Origin of the sequence: Phaeobacter sp. JH20_34 (genome assembly GCF_048056095.1) — a bacterium.
Taxonomy (GTDB): Bacteria; Pseudomonadota; Alphaproteobacteria; order Rhodobacterales; family Rhodobacteraceae; genus Phaeobacter; species Phaeobacter bryozoorum.
This window is the reverse complement of record NZ_JAYMWT010000004.1, coordinates 262,921-277,044: the sequence shown is the minus strand read 5'-3', so window position 1 is coordinate 277,044 and position 14,124 is coordinate 262,921. Positions and strand designations below refer to the sequence as shown.

The 14,124-nt window shown below is 60.5% G+C and carries 14 protein-coding genes and 2 tRNA genes; 9 read left to right on the top strand and 7 right to left on the bottom strand.

The window, feature by feature from the left end; genetic code table 11:
• Positions 1-177: 177 nt before the first annotated feature.
• From VWZ81_RS02945 to VWZ81_RS02935, 3 genes are all read right to left on the bottom strand, one after another.
• On the bottom strand, positions 178-1,977 hold the full coding sequence (locus VWZ81_RS02945; protein WP_340546090.1) for an ABC transporter transmembrane domain-containing protein: 1,800 nt from the start codon (positions 1,975-1,977) through the stop codon (positions 178-180).
• 198 nt (positions 1,978-2,175) lie between these two features.
• A tRNA-Gly gene (locus VWZ81_RS02940) sits at positions 2,176-2,249 on the bottom strand.
• Between the two features lie 121 nt (positions 2,250-2,370).
• Positions 2,371-2,919 (bottom strand): CoxG family protein, encoded by a 549-nt coding sequence (locus VWZ81_RS02935; protein ID WP_340546091.1) that lies wholly within the window; start codon positions 2,917-2,919, stop codon positions 2,371-2,373.
• A 465-nt stretch (positions 2,920-3,384) separates the two neighbouring features.
• On the opposite strand from VWZ81_RS02935, the gene VWZ81_RS02930 reads away from it, so the two are divergent.
• The 5 genes from VWZ81_RS02930 to VWZ81_RS02910 all read left to right on the top strand — a co-directional run bounded on the left by VWZ81_RS02930 (position 3,385) and on the right by VWZ81_RS02910 (position 8,781).
• A complete protein-coding gene (locus tag VWZ81_RS02930; RefSeq protein WP_416535137.1) occupies positions 3,385-3,978 on the top strand; it encodes a LuxR C-terminal-related transcriptional regulator in 594 nt (197 codons plus the stop codon).
• Between the two features lie 17 nt (positions 3,979-3,995).
• A complete protein-coding gene (locus tag VWZ81_RS02925) occupies positions 3,996-5,249 on the top strand; it encodes an FIST N-terminal domain-containing protein (protein ID WP_416542054.1) in 1,254 nt (417 codons plus the stop codon).
• Complete coding sequence (locus VWZ81_RS02920; RefSeq protein WP_416542053.1) at positions 5,246-7,549, top strand: PAS-domain containing protein; 2,304 nt, start codon at positions 5,246-5,248, stop codon at positions 7,547-7,549. The genes VWZ81_RS02925 and VWZ81_RS02920 overlap by 4 nt, the downstream gene beginning before the upstream one ends.
• Positions 7,550-7,712: 163 nt before the next feature.
• Positions 7,713-8,477: a CbiX/SirB N-terminal domain-containing protein gene (locus VWZ81_RS02915; RefSeq protein WP_416542052.1), complete on the top strand. Its 765-nt coding sequence runs from the start codon at positions 7,713-7,715 to the stop codon at positions 8,475-8,477.
• A 230-nt stretch (positions 8,478-8,707) separates the two neighbouring features.
• Positions 8,708-8,781 (top strand) — tRNA-Cys (locus tag VWZ81_RS02910).
• Positions 8,782-9,363: 582 nt separating this feature from the next.
• Here the strand turns inward: VWZ81_RS02910 and VWZ81_RS02905 are convergent.
• A complete protein-coding gene (locus VWZ81_RS02905; protein ID WP_416542051.1) occupies positions 9,364-9,645 on the bottom strand; it encodes a hypothetical protein in 282 nt (93 codons plus the stop codon).
• A gap of 193 nt (positions 9,646-9,838) precedes the next feature.
• On the opposite strand from VWZ81_RS02905, the gene VWZ81_RS02900 reads away from it, so the two are divergent.
• The 3 genes from VWZ81_RS02900 to VWZ81_RS02890 all read left to right on the top strand — a co-directional run bounded on the left by VWZ81_RS02900 (position 9,839) and on the right by VWZ81_RS02890 (position 11,639).
• Positions 9,839-10,144 carry a DUF3574 domain-containing protein gene (locus VWZ81_RS02900; RefSeq protein WP_024099680.1) on the top strand — a complete coding sequence of 102 codons (306 nt, stop codon included), beginning with the start codon at positions 9,839-9,841 and terminating at the stop codon, positions 10,142-10,144.
• 57 nt (positions 10,145-10,201) lie between these two features.
• A complete protein-coding gene (locus tag VWZ81_RS02895; RefSeq protein ID WP_024099681.1) occupies positions 10,202-10,666 on the top strand; it encodes a helix-turn-helix domain-containing protein in 465 nt (154 codons plus the stop codon).
• A gap of 127 nt (positions 10,667-10,793) precedes the next feature.
• Positions 10,794-11,639 carry a DUF3560 domain-containing protein gene (locus tag VWZ81_RS02890; protein WP_416542050.1) on the top strand — a complete coding sequence of 282 codons (846 nt, stop codon included), beginning with the start codon at positions 10,794-10,796 and terminating at the stop codon, positions 11,637-11,639.
• A 60-nt stretch (positions 11,640-11,699) separates the two neighbouring features.
• On the opposite strand, the gene VWZ81_RS02885 is transcribed toward VWZ81_RS02890, so the two are convergent.
• The gene (locus tag VWZ81_RS02885; RefSeq protein WP_416542049.1) at positions 11,700-12,416 is read right to left on the bottom strand and encodes a hypothetical protein; all 717 of its coding nucleotides are present in this window, start codon (positions 12,414-12,416) and stop codon (positions 11,700-11,702) included.
• Positions 12,417-12,570: 154 nt separating this feature from the next.
• Here VWZ81_RS02885 and VWZ81_RS02880 point away from each other — a divergent pair, with 154 nt between their 5' ends.
• Complete coding sequence (locus tag VWZ81_RS02880) at positions 12,571-12,801, top strand: hypothetical protein (RefSeq protein ID WP_416542048.1); 231 nt, start codon at positions 12,571-12,573, stop codon at positions 12,799-12,801.
• Between the two features lie 246 nt (positions 12,802-13,047).
• On the opposite strand, the gene VWZ81_RS02875 is transcribed toward VWZ81_RS02880, so the two are convergent.
• Both VWZ81_RS02875 and VWZ81_RS02870 read right to left on the bottom strand, forming a co-directional pair.
• Positions 13,048-13,350, bottom strand: coding sequence for a hypothetical protein (locus VWZ81_RS02875; RefSeq protein WP_416542047.1), 303 nt, complete (start codon positions 13,348-13,350; stop codon positions 13,048-13,050).
• A complete protein-coding gene (locus VWZ81_RS02870; RefSeq protein ID WP_416542046.1) occupies positions 13,347-14,012 on the bottom strand; it encodes a peptidoglycan-binding domain-containing protein in 666 nt (221 codons plus the stop codon). Before VWZ81_RS02870 ends, VWZ81_RS02875 begins: the two co-directional genes overlap by 4 nt.
• Between the last annotated feature and the right edge of the window lie 112 nt (positions 14,013-14,124).

Genomic DNA, 14,124 nt, shown 5'->3' with positions numbered 1-14,124 from the left:
TTCCTCCCCTAGTCCCCTTGTGCCGGGGAATTTCAGTTAACACAAAATGATTTGAAACGACCCGCCGCGCAAGCGCGCCGACAGGGTCACGTCAAGGAAGCCTGCGCTTTGACGCAGCGACATTTGAAGTTTTTCGACCTTGAAGCCGAAATTCGGCTCATTTGAGACCGGGTCTGCCTATTCCGCAGCCAGCCCATCGGTGAACTGAAGCCGTGCAAGACGTGCGTAAAGCCCGCCTTCGGCAACCAGCTGATCGTGGCTGCCGGTGGCCACGATACGGCCCTCTTCCATCACCACGATGCGATCTGCCTTTTTCACGGTTGCCAGTCGATGCGCCACGATCAAGGTGGTGCGGCCCTGGCTCAGCTCATCGACAGCGGCCTGCACCAGTCGTTCGCTTTCGGCATCCAGTGCGGATGTGGCCTCATCCAGCAACAGCACCGGCGCGTCGCGCAGAATCGCGCGGGCGATGGCGATCCTTTGTTTCTGACCGCCCGACAGCATCACGCCACGTTCCCCGACCTGGCTGTCATAGCCCTCTGGCAGCCGAGTGATAAAGTCATGGGCAGCGGCCGCACGGGCGGCGGCCTCGACCTCGGCGTCGCTGGCCTCGGGACGACCAAAGCGGATATTGTCCCGCGCCGAGGCGGCAAAGATCACCGGGTCCTGAGGCACCAGCGCGATATGTCTGCGGAAAGCATCCCGTTGCAGGTCCCGCAACGAGACACCATCCAGACAGACCGCACCATCAGTGGGATCGTAGAACCGCTGGATCATCTGGATGATGGTTGTCTTGCCCGCACCGGAGGGGCCGACAAAGGCAACCGTCTCGCCCGGCTTCACCGTCAGGGAGACGTCGCTCAGGGCCGGAATCAGCGGACGGGCGGGATAGCGGAAGGACACATTGTCAAATCGGATTTCGCCCCGCACCGGTTCGGCCAGCGCCTGCGGACGCGACGGATCCTGCACCTCATCCACCGCTGTCAGCAGCTCCACCAGACGTTCGGTTGCGCCAGCGGCCCGTTGCAATTCGCTCCAGATCTCTGACAGCGCCGCCACCGAGCCTGCAACCAGCACCGCATAGATCACGAACTGGACTAGGGTGCCTTCGGACATGACCCCGGCGCGCACATCGTTTGCGCCCATCCACAGGACGCCAACCACGCCGGAGAATACCAGAAAGATCACGATCACGGTCAGGAAAGCACGGGTCTGGATCCGCCGCATTGAAACGTCAAATGCGGTTTCGGTCATCCGGCTGAATTCGCCCCGGCTGGCGCTCTCATGCGTATAGGCCTGAACCGTCTGTACCGCGCCCAGCGCCTCACCCGCGTTACCGGAAGAGGCCGCGATCCAATCCTGATTCTCGCGGCTGATCTTGCGCAGCCGCCGCCCCAGCACCAGAATCGGCACGATCACCGCAGGCACGATCAGCAGAACAAGGCTGGTCAGCTTGGCCGAGGTCAGCAGCATCAGCACCAGACCGCCGCCAAAGATCAGCATATTGCGCAGGGCAATCGACACCGACGAGCCCAGCACCGACTGGATCAGCGTTGTATCCGTGGTGATCCGGCTCAGCACCTCTCCGGTCATGATCTGCTCGAAAAACGCCGGGCTCATGCCGATGACGCGGTCAAACACCGCCTTGCGGATATCTGCAACCACCCGCTCTCCCAGCCGCGTGACCAGCGCATAGCGCAGGCCCGTGCCCACGGCCAGCAGCGCCGCAATCACCAGAGCAGCGGCGAAATACTGGTTCAGCAGCTCAGCATCGGAAACCCGGAAGTTATCGACCACCCGGCGAACCGCCAGCGGCAGCGTCAGCGACAGGCCCGCGGTGAGCACGAGTGCTAGCGTCGCGGTGGCCATCAACAGGCGGTAGGGGCGCATAAAGGGCCAGAGGGCAGACAGGACACCAATCTTGCGCGATTTCTCGCGCTCTACATCCGCAGTCGGGACCGCTTGATTGCCCGCCATGTCAGCTCCTTCGACGTTCCGTGTGGCAGGCTCTGTCGCCTGCGCATCGCCAAGGTTCATGACCCCGCAAACCCCTGAGGTCAAGCGCACAGAGGCCGCCAAAGCCTGTCATACCGCCGCATGAATGGTTCGGGACCGCCCTGAACACCCCGGAGAGATCTTCTGCGCGGCTACCGGTCTGATCTATGTCGGAAATCCTGGAGCGGGTAGCGGGAATCGAACCCGCACCTTAAGCTTGGAAGGCTCTTATGATACCATTTCACCATACCCGCTCAGGGAATTTGGTCTATAAATCGGTGCTTTCGGAGCGTCAAGCGGCTGTGGCGTGAAATCGTGAAATTTCATCTGGAAGAGCCGGATTAACCGGCATCTCTCCCCTGACCACCTGTCCACTCAATTGCCGAGCACCCGGCCAATCCAACCTTTGCGCGGCGCCTCGTCTTGGCTGGCGTCGGGTGTCCCGGCCTCCTCCGCTGAGGCATCTGTTTCGACCGAACTATCCCCTTCGACGGCGGTCTGGAACCGCTCGAAGAACTGGTCGGCCATCTTTTTGGCAAACCCGTCGATGATCCGGCTTCCAAGCTGGGCGAGTTTGCCGCCGACCTTGGCCTCGACCTCATAAGTCAGCAGGGTATGCCCGTCCTCACCATCGCTCAGCGTCACATGGGCGTCGCCCTTGGCGAACCCAGCCGCGCCGCCCTTGCCCTCCCCCCGCAGGGTCAGACTATTGGGCGCATCTAGATCGGACAGGGTCACAGTGCCACGGAATGTCGCCTTAACCGGGCCGACCTTTTGCACCACAACCGCCGTGAAACCCTCCTCGGCCGATCCCTCCATTTCCTGGCAGCCGGGCACCGCATCCTTCAGCGTTTCGGCATCCAGAAGCCCCTGCCAGACCTCGGCGCGCGGGGCAGCGATGCTGCGGGTATCGGCAAGTTTCATAAGCCTATTCCTTTTGCTGGCGATACATCGTGTTGCGGGCACTGGGACGCCCCTGCTGGCGCCTGCATAACGCAATCCGGCTGCGCGCCGATATGCGACATTGGTTGCAGATCAGACGGCGACGGTGCGCGCAGCAAGGATAGCACAGGCCTACGCTCCCGCCAGACGCGAAATCACGGCAGTTGCATCTTCGCGAGCCGTCTTAGACTTTTCGCCTATTGGTCGCGGCTTGCAGGTGCTGCTAGCATGAGCGGCATGGCGGGCGCGTGGCTTTGGCGCGCGATGTGACCCGCGATTGCCCGGCGCAGACCATGGACCATTGGCATAGGCTTGAGGAGTGTGATGACCCATTCGCCCGCCCCAGATCATCCCCAGCGACCTCGCACCCCGGATGCGCAGGACCCGGCAGGCTTTGTGACCGCGCTGATCGTCGAGGATCACCCGCTGTTCTGCGACGCCCTGGCGATGACGCTGCGCGCCACGGTTGGGATCACCAGCATCGCAACCGCCGCGACAGTGGAACAGGCCATTTCCGAGGTTTCGGACACTCCTGCTCCCGATGCGGTGGTGCTGGATCTCAACCTGCCCGATGCTCAGGGCCTCGACGGGCTGATACGGCTGCACAATGCGACAACCGCGCCGATCCTTGTCGTATCGTCGATGGCGGACAACCGGGTCATCAGCGCAGCCATCCACGCCGGTGCCGCCGGCTTTGTGCCCAAGCACAGCCAGCGCGAGATCTATATCGACGCCTTTGACGCCATCGGCAGGGGCACGCCTTTCGTCCCGCCCGGCTATGTGCTGCTGCCGCGGGACAGTGAAACGCAGGATGCGACCGGGCGTCTGGCGACGCTGACCAATCAGCAGGCGCGGATCCTGCAACTGATCTGCGCGGGCAAACTGAACAAGCAGATCGCCTATGACCTGTCGATCGCCGAAACCACGGTAAAGGCGCATGTCACCGCGATCATGCGCAAACTCGGGGTCCAAAGCCGGACCCAAGCGGTTCTGATTGCAAAGGAAACAAGCTTTGCAAACGTCTTGCAAGATCTGGGCTGAGCTGCCTACCATCCGACATGACGCGCCCCGCCCCCTTCCCTGACACGGCTGATCCCCGCGCAACGGCGCAGGCTTCAGACCGGGTCTCTCTGCCCGCCATGGCGGGGGCGCTGCACAATGCGGATCGCATCACCCGCACGGGACGGGCAGCGGCAGACTCCCCTGATGCGCTGGCGACATTGGCCGGAACGCTGGCGCCGCTGGACGAGCTGGAGCTGGTCATCCTCTTTGTCTCGCCGCAGGCCGATATCCATGCGCTCAGCGCGGCTGCGGCGCAGCAGCTCGCACCGGCCACTGTTATTGGATGCACCACCGCAGGCGAGATCGGCGAAGCTGGCTATACCGACGGGGAGATCATCGCAATCGGCCTGCCGCGCAGCCATTTCTGCGCACGTGTGCTGAGCATCGAAGATCTGAACACCTATGATGCCCAGTGCCAGATCGACCAGATCATCCGCAACCGCAACGACATGGCGCGAGAGACGCCGCAATGGACCTCCGAATTCGCCTTTCTGCTGATCGACGGGCTGTCGATCAAGGAGGACGCGCTGACCGCCGATCTCGCACCCGGTCTGGGCCCCGTGCCGCTGTTTGGCGGCTCCGCAGGCGATGGTACCGATTTTGGCGCGACCTATGTGCTCTGTGACGGCATCGCGCGCAAGAATGCGGCGGTGTTGCTACAGATCCGCAGCAATTGCCCGGTCAAGGTCTTCAACACCGACCATCTGGTGCCCACGGCCCAGCGCATGGTGGTCACCGGTGCCGATCCCGCCCGTCGGCTGGTCTATGAAATCAACGCCGAGCCAGCCGCGCGAGAATATGCACGGCTCCTGGGCAAGGATCCTGAACAGCTGACCACCTTCACCTTTGCGGCCCATCCCGTCGTCGTGCGCCTGGGTGGCCAGCACCATGTCCGCGCCATTCAGCAGGTCGCTGAGACGGGCGATCTGGTGTTCTTTTCCGCCATCGACGAAGGCGTCGTGCTGACCCTGGCCGAACCCCTGGACATGGTCGATCACCTCGACCGCGCCCTGACCGCTCTTGGCGAGACACAGACCCCGGATGTTATCCTTGCCTGCGATTGCCTCCTGCGACGGATGGAAGCCCAGCAAAAACAGCTCACGCCGCAGATCTCATCGCTTCTTGCCAAACATCGCGCTGTCGGCTTCTGCACCTATGGCGAACAGGTGAATTCCATCCATGTGAACCAGACGCTGACAGGGGTTGCCATCTATCCGCCCCTGGCCTGCGACCCACCGGCACGATCATGACGCAAGGCCTGATTGATCCCCGCGACTCGCTGGAGCGGCAGAACGAAAAACTGCTGAAAATCACCGCAACGCTGATGCGCCGGGTGGAACAGAACACCGATGCCTCCGGTCTCGCCTATGCGCAGTTCGAACGCGCCGTTTTGCTGGAAGAGGAAATCCGCAGCCGCACCCGCGATCTGGAGCGAACGCTGGACCTTCTGAATCTGTCCAATGCCAAACTTGCCGAGGCCAACCGCGAGACCGAGGCGGCGCGCGCCAATCTCGCCGATGCAATCGAAACCGTGCAGGAGGGGTTTGCCCTCTTTAATCCGCAGGATGTACTGGTGATGTGCAACAGCCGATTTGGGATGCACATGCCCGACATCCATGCGCGGCTGCGGCCGGGGCTGGCATTTGAGGCCTATGTCAATCTGGTCAGCGGCAGTTCGGCCCTGTCGCTGCCCGCCGGGACCACAGCCGCCGAATGGGCCGCGCGCAGGCTGGCCCGGCATCAGGACCGCAGCGTCATGTTCAACGTTCGCATGACCGGGAACCGCTGGCTTCAGGTCAGCGAACACCGCACCTCCGACAGTGGCACCGTCATCCTGCAAACCGATGTCACCGACATCATGCGCCTTCAGCACCAGGAACGTGAACGCATCCTCGACGATCAGGCCCGGCTCATCCGCGCCACTTTGGAACACCTGAACCAGGGGGTCTGCATCTTCGATCAGCAGGCGCGTCTGGTTGGCTGGAACCGGCTCATGGGAGAGCTGCTCTCCATTCCGATCAGCCGGTTTCGCATCGGCAGCCGCTTCGAGCGGATCTTCGAACATCTGCGTGCGGAGTTCACATTTGAACAGGCCGATATGGCCGATCAGGTCACCCTCTGGACCCGGCCAAAAGCAGATCCTGCACCGGATATCCCTTCTGAACGGATGCGATCCGGCCCAGCGATACGGGCGCCGCTTTCCTTCGACGTGCAGCAGGGCATGACGCGGGTCCTGACGGTTTTTATGCAGGAAATGCCCGACGGCGGTTTCGTGATCAGCTTCACCGATGTCACCGCCGAACGGACCGCCGCGCGCGCGATGAGCGAGGCCCGTGACACGCTTGAACAGCGTGTGCTTGACCGAACGCTGGAGCTGGAAGACGCGCTTCAGGCCGCCGAACGCGCCAATGCCTCAAAGTCGCGCTTTGTGGCCGCCGCCTCCCATGACCTGCTGCAACCGCTCTCGGCGGCAAAGCTCTTTGTCGCAGCGCTGCAGAGCGAATTGCCGACAGGCGGTTCCCGCGAAACCCTGAACAAGGCGGCAAATGCGCTGGACAGTGTAGAGACACTGGTCTCAGCGCTCCTTGATATTTCGCGATTGGATTCCGGCCGCGCCACACGGCATGTGACGTCCGTCGATCTCGACGACCTGCTGCTGCAACTGCATGACGAATTGCGCCCGATGGCAGATGCCAAGGGCCTCTCGTTCCGCCTCAGGCTCAGCCAGACGCGGGTGCTGAGCGATGTGACCTACCTGCGGCGCATCCTGCAGAACCTGATATCAAATGCGCTGCGCTATACCAGCCGGGGGGGTGTGCTTGTCGGCATCCGCCCCCGCCGGGACACGGTCCGGGTTGAGATCTGGGACACCGGGACCGGCATTCCCGACGAGGATCGCACGCTGATCTTTGCAGAATTCCAGCGGCTGAACGCCACGGTGAGCGCCGCTGACGGCATGGGCCTTGGCCTTGCGATTGTGGAACGCGCCTGCGGGTTGCTGGGCCATCCCCTGACGCTCAGATCCCGTGTGGGGCGCGGCACGGTCTTTGCCGTTGATCTGCCCCGTGACACCACACGGCTGCACCAGTCACATCAGTCGGAGCTGTCCGGCGCTCGCATGGCCGAGGTCGCCCCCTCCGGGACAGCCTCCCCGGATCCGGCAGCTGTGCCCTTGGGGCAGCTGATCGCGCTGCTGATCGTCACCGATCCCGATCTGCGCCACGCATTGACCCTGACGATGGAGCAATGGGGGATCGATGTCTTGCCCTGTGCCAGTGAAGAGGATGCCCGCGCCTTGCTGACGGAAATCGACGTCACACCGGATGTTCTGGTGATTGACCTGCAACTGGGGGCGGACCAGAACGGCGCCGAGGTGATCGCCCGCCTCAACCGCGACCTTGGCGCGCTGCCCGCCTGCCTGATCTCCGCCGACCGCCGCCCGCAGGTCGCCCGGCTTGCCCAAAACACAGGTGCCAGACTGTTCACAAAACCCATTCAGCCGGAGCAGCTGCGCAGTTTCCTCGACGATCTGCGACAGCCGCCTCAATGACGCCCATGGCTTGCCCCCAGCGCCAGCGGTGGCGAGGCCATGGCGGCCCGCAGAAGATTGATCCAGCGCCCCCGCCCTGCCGTAATGCCATCGAAACACCCGCAGGCGACCCGCAAGGTCGATGCACTGCCAGCCCCCTCCTACAGCCGAAAGGCTCCTCCAGATGACCGATCCCGCCCCCCTGCCCCCACATCGCCCGACCGCCGTGATTACCGCGCATGGCCAGCCTTCCGATCCGGCGCCCCAGGAACGCGCGCTGGCCGATCTGGCCGATGCCGTCGCTGCGCTGTTGCCCGACTGGGATATCCGCTCGGCCACGTTGTCCACAGCTGATCGACTGGAACAGGTGACACCAAAGGGCGCGCTGATCTATCCGTTCTTCATGGCCAACGGCTGGTTCACCGGCTCGGTGCTGCCCAAGCGGCTCCAGGGGCATGATGTTCACCTGTTACCCCCCTTCGGTCTGGACCCGGCCCTGCCGGAACTGGCCTGCAAGGCGCTGGCCACGGCCTGCGAGGCACGCGGATGGTCGCTGCCCCGGACCCGCATCCTTCTGGCCGCTCATGGGTCGGCCCGGGGCCCCAAGGCCGCCGAAGCCGCCGAGGCGTTTGCAGCCGCCATGCGCCACCACCTGCCGGGCACGGATCTGATCACAGGCTATGTCGAGGAAGATCCGCGTATCGCGGACGCCGCCCGCGATCTTGCAGCGGCCAAACCGGAACACCCGACCCTCTGCCTGCCGTTCTTTGCACAATCCGGCGAACACGTCCGCGACGACATCCCCGAGGCGCTGGCCGATGCCAGTTATCCCGGCGACATATTGCCCGTGCTCGGGGCGCTGCCCGGCGTCCCCCAGCTGATCGCCGACGCCCTTAGACAGGCCCTCCTCGGGCCAAACCCGGCAGCAGACAAAGCCGGTCGGATCTGACCAAACCCGCCCGCAGCCCGGCGTAACCGTCCCCCGTTGCGACACCCGGCAGGGCTACGGACAGCCCCCAAGGCAGCCTGCCCCGCTGGCGCCCCCGGCAGATCGACACTCAAAGCGGCACTCCAGCCCATTGCGGCCGCAGAATTTTTCAAAATTTCCCGCCGGTTCTGCGCACGCCCCCTTGCACCGTCCCCCGGCATGTGATTAATCACGCCTCACACCACCGGTAAGGCGAGTTGGCGGAGTGGTGACGCAGCGGATTGCAAATCCGTGTACACCGGTTCGATTCCGGTACTCGCCTCCAAATAAAATCAATACCTTATCTGAATTTCCGGTTCGACAGATTTAGGCCTCTCAACAGGCCTCTCAACATTCCTGTTTTGGTTCTGTTCTGTTCCTTTGGAACCTGGGCGCGCTTCGGTGTGAACGAAGCGCTATGCAGCCAAGATACTGATATTTGGTCAAAGGCGCTGTTTTTAACCGGTGCCTTTTCCCGGTTTTCGCAGGCTTTGCCGGTTCAGGCCAGTTCACGGAACCAAGGAGCGCTTCGTAGGAATGGGGCGATTCGACTGCTCCGCCTCTCACAAGCACATCAACGGAAATACAATTGACGCCGTCCAAATGTTCGCTATATGTTCTCGCTCATGTAGACCATGAGAAGAACAGATATCGGCGGCGAGGTTCTCAAGGATGATTGGGTGATGATCTGGGATGGCCGCGAGGTGGGGCGAATTTTCTTCAACGATTTGCCATACAAAAACGCCAACCCTTGGGTGTGGGCGACCTGGGTGATCCCTGCAGAGAGCGGGCGGGTAAAACCATGGAAGAAGCGAGAGAGACGGTCGGGCGCGTAGTGCTGCGCGTGTCCGGCTGCGAGGAATAGCGCCTATTTGGATTGTTCAGTTTCGTCGCGCAGGTTGATAATTGACTTGATCTTGCCGTCCTCAAAAACGATGGCCTTGTCGACCGGCACGGCTTTTGATGTGCGAATTTCAATGCCGCCAAACGACCCCATGTGCTTTGAGTGTCGTGCAACCTCCTGCCCCGTCCGCCGCTGAAATGCGTGGATAAATTCATCCATATCGCCGCAGTGAATTTCCTGCTTCGGAGGTGGCGGTCCTACTTTACGCATGACTTCGAGCATCATGTCTAAGGTCAGTGTGGTCATGTCTCGCTTGGATTTGGGATGGCAAAGAGAAATACAGCAGCTGGTACGCATAAGCGAAAGGCGGGGGGAAACCCCCGCTATAAAAAAGTGGGTGCTGTAGTACACTTTTTGCTTGCCCTTGGGTGCTGTAGTACCTATTCTAAATACATCGACAGGGATTGAGTTCCCGCCCAAACAAAAAGGAGGAAAGTCGATGAAAGTAGAACTGATCATCCCCACTCTGGATAACGACGGCTCGGACAACTCGGCCATCATCGAGCGCAACATCGCCCAGATGTGCAAGCTCTATGGCGGCGCGACTGTCAGCGATGCCAAAGGCTACTGGATCAATGACGAAGGTCGCCTGTTTGAGGACGCGGTGAAGGTTCTGGTGAGCGCGACCACCGACAAAGATAGCGCCATGGCTGAACTGGAAAAGCTGGCGCAGGACATTCTGGACGCCACCGATCAAGAGGCGGTTTTTCTCTCAGTCGGCGGTGAAGCCAAGATCATCGAATAAGGGACAGGGGCGGCACCAGCCGCCCCACCACCCCCCGAACGCACAAGGAACAAACAAATGCCTATCGCAATCGCATTTTCAAATGGTGGAACAATCCCTGCCATTATTCAGGAAGCCACCGCCGCCGATTTGGTCAAGGCTTTGGACGGGCTGAAAGAGGCCCCGGCCCTTCAGACTGAAGAACAGGCCCGCCAGTGGCTGCAAACTCTGCCCATGCCCTCAGGGTGGTTTGAAACCATCAGCGAGGCCAAAGCGCACCTTGCACGCTGGAAAGAGCCAACACCGCTTTTGACCAAAGACCAGGTTCGCGCGGCCAGGGAAGAACTCGGCATGTCTCAGGCTGATTTTGCAGCGGCGGTCGGGATTGGGGGCAACCCTGATACACGCCGCCGCTATATGGTCGGCGTTGAAAGGGGCGAAATCCAGCCAAAGACAAACGCGGCCCGCGCGCTCAGCGTTGACGCCACACGCCGCTTGCGCGCGCTGATGGCTGAAAAGGGCTTGGAAATTTCGGACGAATAAGCATCTACACCACGGGCAAATAAAGTGGGTGCTGTAGTACACTTATTGCTTGCCAATAGGTGCTGTAGTACCTATTCTGAATACATCGACAGGGATTGAGTTCCCACCCAACAAAAAGGACGAGACCATGAATAGCTATGAGGAAAAACAGCAAGCCCGCCGCGCGCGCCTGGAAGCCGCGGCGGATCGGGCGGAGGCCCGCGCAGACAGCCACTACCAGCGCGCAGATCTGCGCGAGGAAGTTTCAGGAATCCCACTTGGTCAACCAATCCTGATCGGGCACCACAGCGAGGGGCGGCACCGTCGCGCCATTGCCCGCGCAGATAGCGCAATGCGAAAGAGCATTGACGAAGGCAACCGCGCCAAGGATCTGCGCGCTAAAGCGGCCTCAGTAGGAACCGGCGGGATCTCCAGCGACGACCCCGACGCGATCAGAAAGCTGTCCAAAAAGCTGGACCGGCTGGAAGAAAAACAGGTGAAAATGAAGGCAGCAAACCGCGTCATTAAATCTTGGGCAAAAAAGGGCATAACCCATGAAACACAGGGTGCCGATTTCGACGTATACGCTGCAGCGCTGACTGTTGTTTGCAGTGACTATAGCAGCGCCATCGCCCGCGAACTGATCAAACCGCAATGGGGCAATTCTGGGCCGGTCGGTTTCGCACCCTACCAGTTGAGCAACAACAATGCCGAGATCAAGCGCTTGAAGATGCGGATTGCCAAATTAGAAAAAGCGCAAACTCAAGAGACCGTCCGACAGTCCTATCAGGGGGTTTGCGAGGTGGTCGAAAATGCTGAAGAAAACCGCCTTCAGTTTGTCTTTGAGGGCAAGCCAAGCGCAGAGGCTCGCGCAACCATGAAAGCACATGGATTCCGATGGGCGCCTAGCCAAGGTGCATGGCAAAGGCAGCTGACCCCGAACGCCCGTTACAATGCTCGCCTTGCACTGAAGGCCCTGGGCGTTAGTGAATAGTATAATCGACCCCGCCGTCTGGCGGGGTCGCTCTCGCATATCTGGATTCCACGCGAATATTCATGTCTCTGCATCCATCAGCCGCTTAATAGGCTCATCATTTTCAATGACAAACCGCAAAAAGGTACGGGCAGTATCAAGAAGGATTAGATCAGCCAGATCATATATCTTTGACCGTCGCGCGGGGTCACTCTTTGCTTCTGAAATTTCTGGACCAAAAAGATATCTTTCGATGGTGCCACCGTCACTGACCTCAAACCCAAGTGTCTCAATGATCAGCGCCTTATCCGTATCTTTGGCCTTGTACTTTCCCGCCGAATAATGAGCACCGCCTAAGTTGTTAACATGGAACTTGACTACCTGGCGACGTGAGAAAACAGATCCGCCAACATAGCAGACTGTTTGATTTAGGTATGCGGATATGGGTTCAGCAACGATCCGTAAATCGCGTTCGCGCTTCGCCTCTCGTGCGTGTCGCTCAGACTTGAACTTCCTATGATCACACCAAAAATTGAAATAGAAAAAGCCCCCTGCCCAGTGCTCGTAAAGCCCCCTCTTAATATTGCTAATGGCCGCCCGATCGATGTTGTAAATGAATTTTATCTTTTCAGGTTTGATGGCGCGCTCAATACGATCAAAACCGCCCGGGTCGATCAGCCACTTCCTAACGAATGGCCCTGCAATGGTCCGCACGTTGACGACACTAGGGCGCGCACCTCCTAGTGCATCCTCTAGTAAGTGAACCTCTTCGATGAGGCGTGTTGCCAGTTCCCGCAATAATCATCTCCTAACCTAAACAGGTGACACAAAGAACGTATGGCTCTTGATAGGTGCTTTACAGCATTTTCGATCCTGCCGGAATGCTCTTGCAATTATTGGTTGCGCTGACAATTTGGACGCATTTGAGAATCACACTTGGGGAATATCCGTCATGCCGGGGCGCTACCAGACAACAATCAAGCTTTTGAATGTCATCCAGATATTGGGCTGGATCATCGCGGCGATCAGTCTGTTTTCAGGGTATCAGACCTATTTATCACATGGCCTGTTGGTCTCTGGCCTTTCGATTGCACCAAGCCTGGCAAGCGGCCTGTTACTGATGGCAGCAGGACAGGTGGGCGGCGTGTTAATCGACATAGCTGAGAATACAGCGAAAGACTGACAGGACGTACAAACGCAAAAAGCCCCGCCAGTCAGCGGGGCTTTCTTCATTCAGCGCGGCCCAACCAACTCGCCCACGCTTCGGAGCTTGTCAGCGTTGCACCGGGCAGTGAAACGCCAGCCCAGAGCCAGCTCCGCAAAGCCGCCTTCTGTTCGCTCCCCCTTCACCGGCTCAGCGCAAGGCGTGGTCAGCTCATCCGGTATGGTCCGCTCAACATAAATCGGCTCAGGATCTCGCACCAGCCAGCTACAGCCGGTTAAAGACATCGCCAAGAAAATCAGACAATGGCGCATCGTATCCCTCCCGTTCCAGCAGGCGGCGCAGATCTGCACCATCGGTGCGGCGATCCTCCTGCATCCGCTTGATATGAGCATCCAGTACATCAGCGGTTTGCCGTGCGTCATCGGCCTGCCGCTCCGCCACCCGTAGGCGACGCGTGGCTGCATCCAGATCTTCGCGCAGGTGCCCATTGCGCCAGACCATGTATGAGGACAAGCCCGCAAACAATAGGGCCAGACACAGGCCCCCGATCGCGACCCACCGCATCATGCGGCAGCTCGCACGTCAGGCAGGCGTTCGCGGATCATGTCGCGCAGGCGCTCGCCAACCACCAAGGGATCACCGGGGGCAGACATTCCGGGCAACCAGGTGATGTCCCATTTCCAGCGCTGGCGCACGCCGAATATCGGCTGGATTTCTGCATGGGTCGGCATGCCGTAGACATTGATCGGAATCAAATACTGGACGCTGTATTCCGCAGCCCACCCGCAGAACGCATCAAGCTGACGCGGTGTGATTGGCGCGGATCCACGATCAAAGGGACGCTCGTTTGCACCCGCCATTGCATCCATTCCGTGCCCGATCGCGCCGGTGTTGAACATGCGGGTGTGGGATGCCGCCCGACCAACTTCATAGGCTGCCTGCGCCTCTGGCGGAAACACGCCCTGCACCCGCTGCCCATCATGCGTGACCAGCGAGTTATAGGCGCGGCGCTCCACCTCGATCACGCCCTTGGCTCCGGCGGTCCAGTGCATATGCACCCGGTGCAAACCGCTCTTGTGGAACAGATCAGTGACCGTGCTGCCGCTGTGCGCCTCAAGAGCGGCCCGAATGGCCGCAGAGGTGCGTGGCCCTCTGCGTCCGTCTATCGGCCCAGGGTGAAAGCCCAGGGCGGCGCAGCGGGCCTGAATATCACGGGTGGTGAGTTTCATGGGCATGCCCTTTCTGATGTTGGATTGGTTGCATCGCGATCGCGGCGAAACACAGCGCCGCCCAAAGCACGAGCGAGAGAGCAAGGCGCACCCGGCCCCAGGTGCGCGATCT